The organism is Streptomyces sp. NPDC023723 (assembly GCF_040639815.1).
Classification (GTDB): domain Bacteria; phylum Actinomycetota; class Actinomycetes; order Streptomycetales; family Streptomycetaceae; genus Streptomyces.
The window spans coordinates 1-1943 of sequence record NZ_JBFAAP010000125.1; the positions used below are offsets into that span (position 1 = coordinate 1).

A 1943-nucleotide genomic window follows, 5' to 3' on the forward strand; every position below is an offset into this window, starting at 1 on the left:
AAGGACCACAGGTCCTCCGGCGCCATCCGCTCGACAAGCGCAGCAGTCATCACCCCAGAATGCCGCAAGATCACGCCAAGTGAAATGGCGTCTTAGGTACCCTCCTGGACGATCCGTCCCTCCTCCAGGACCACGATCCGGTCGGCGACGGCGACATTGGCGAGCCGGTGCGTGATCAACAGGACGGCACGGTCCTTGGCCAATGCGCGCAGGCCGGCGAAGACCCGGTGCTCGGCGCGGGCATCAAGGGCAGCCGTGGGTTCGTCCATCACCAGGAGCGCCGCTCGCCGGTGGAAGGCACGGGTGAGGACCAGACGCTGCCACTGCCCACCGCAGAGCTGCTGCCCGCCCAACCGCTCACCGGTCAAGAGGGTGTTCAAACCGGAGCGAAGGTCGGGCAGCGTTTCCGCGGCGCCGGACGCCTCGCACGCGGCGAGCAGGGCCGCGTCGTTCGAGAGGGCCCAGTTGTCACATACCGGTGCTGTGCCTTGTCGTAGTTCCATATGGACAACGACAACGAGTAATGGGACAGCCACGGCTCTGCCGGGAGGCCGATCCCGAAGCTGACGTCGACGCCACGCCCGTTGGAGCAGGATGCCATGAGCCAGTCACCGTACGCGTCCAGCGCCTTGTACCGGCCGATGCTCGCCCGGCATGCCGGTGAGGAACACCGCACCGCCAGCGCGCTGGAGCTGTTCTTCGACCTGTGCTTCGTTGCCGCCGTCGCCCAGGCTTCGTCCGCGTTCGAGCACGAGATCATGGCTGGCCGTGCGGGGCACGGTCTCGTCGGTTACGCGCTCGTCTTCTTCGCGATCTGGTGGGCCTGGATGAACTTCACCTGGTTCGCCTCCGCCTACGACACGGACGACGTCCCCTACCGGCTCCTCACCCTGGTGCAGATCACCGGAGCCCTGCTGCTGTCCGCAGGAGTCGCCGAGGCGCTGGAGCACGGGGACTTCACAGTCATCACCTGGGGCTACGTCGTCATGCGGCTGGCCATGGTCAGCCAATGGCTGCGCGCCGCGTACACGGATCGGGGCCGCCGGCGGTCCGCGTCGCGGTACGCCCTGGGCATCCTCGCCCTTCAGGGCGGCTGGCTGGCCCGGCTGGCCCTGCCCGGCGACGGCGGTATCGCCTCGTTCGCCGTCCTCGCGGCCGGTGAGCTGCTGGTGCCGGTCTGGGCCGAACGCGCCGAGGGCACCACGTGGCATCCGCATCACATAGCGGAGCGCTACGGCCTGTTCACTCTGATCGTGCTCGGTGAGTCCGTCATGGCCGCCGGCCTGGCCGTCGGTGCCGCCCTGGAAACCCACAGGGAGAACGGCGCCGTCCTGACCATCGCGCTGGGCGGGGTGCTGACCGTCTTCGCGCTGTGGTGGCTGTACTTCGCCCAGGACTCACCACGTCGCCTCAGAACGCAGACCACGGCCATACTGTGGGGCTACGGACACTACGGGGTGTTCGCCGCAGCGGCCGCCGTAGGCGCGGCACTCGTCGTCAACGTCGCCCATGTCACCGGCCACGGTGCGCTCACCGACATCCAGGCCGCAGCCACGTACACGGTGCCTGTCGCTCTCTTCATCACCTGCGTTTGGCTGCTGCACCGGCGTGTCGTACGACTGTCCGTGACGACTGACATCCTTGCTCCGCTCGCGGTTGCCGCTGTCCTCGCGGCTACGTTCACGACGTTCGCCATCCTGTGCACCGGCGTCATCGCGTCCCTGCTGATTGGCCTGTTGCTGGTCGTGGCACAGCGCGAAGGCCGGTGAGGAACACACATGTCAACACGCTGTCAGTGAGATAGTGCTACGGCCGCAGTTCTGTATTCGAAAGGTGTGTCATATGGCTGAGCTGTTCTACGACGCCGACGCCGACCTGTCCATCATCCAGGGCCGCAAGGTCGCGGTCATCGGGTACGGCAGCCAGGGCCACGCCCACGCCCT

Annotated in this window: 1 protein-coding gene and 2 pseudogenes; 2 read left to right on the forward strand and 1 reads right to left on the reverse strand. The window is 67.2% G+C overall.

What is annotated here, in order from left to right; genetic code table 11:
• Positions 1 to 95: 95 nt before the first annotated feature.
• A pseudogene (locus tag AB0G32_RS40340) lies at positions 96 to 455 on the reverse strand (ATP-binding cassette domain-containing protein); the annotation flags it as partial.
• A gap of 144 nt (positions 456 to 599) precedes the next feature.
• Between AB0G32_RS40340 and AB0G32_RS40345 the strand changes: the two are divergent.
• Complete coding sequence (locus AB0G32_RS40345) at positions 600 to 1769, forward strand: low temperature requirement protein A (protein ID WP_361176068.1); 1170 nt, start codon at positions 600 to 602, stop codon at positions 1767 to 1769.
• Positions 1770 to 1842: 73 nt separating this feature from the next.
• Positions 1843 to 1943 (forward strand): annotated as a pseudogene (locus tag AB0G32_RS40350) (ketol-acid reductoisomerase); the annotation flags it as partial.

What these genes read in the sequence shown, in the direction of transcription:
- AB0G32_RS40345 (WP_361176068.1), top strand. Translation starts at nt 600, where the DNA reads ATGAGCCAGTCACCGTACGCGTCCAGCGCCTTGTACCGGCCGATGCTC.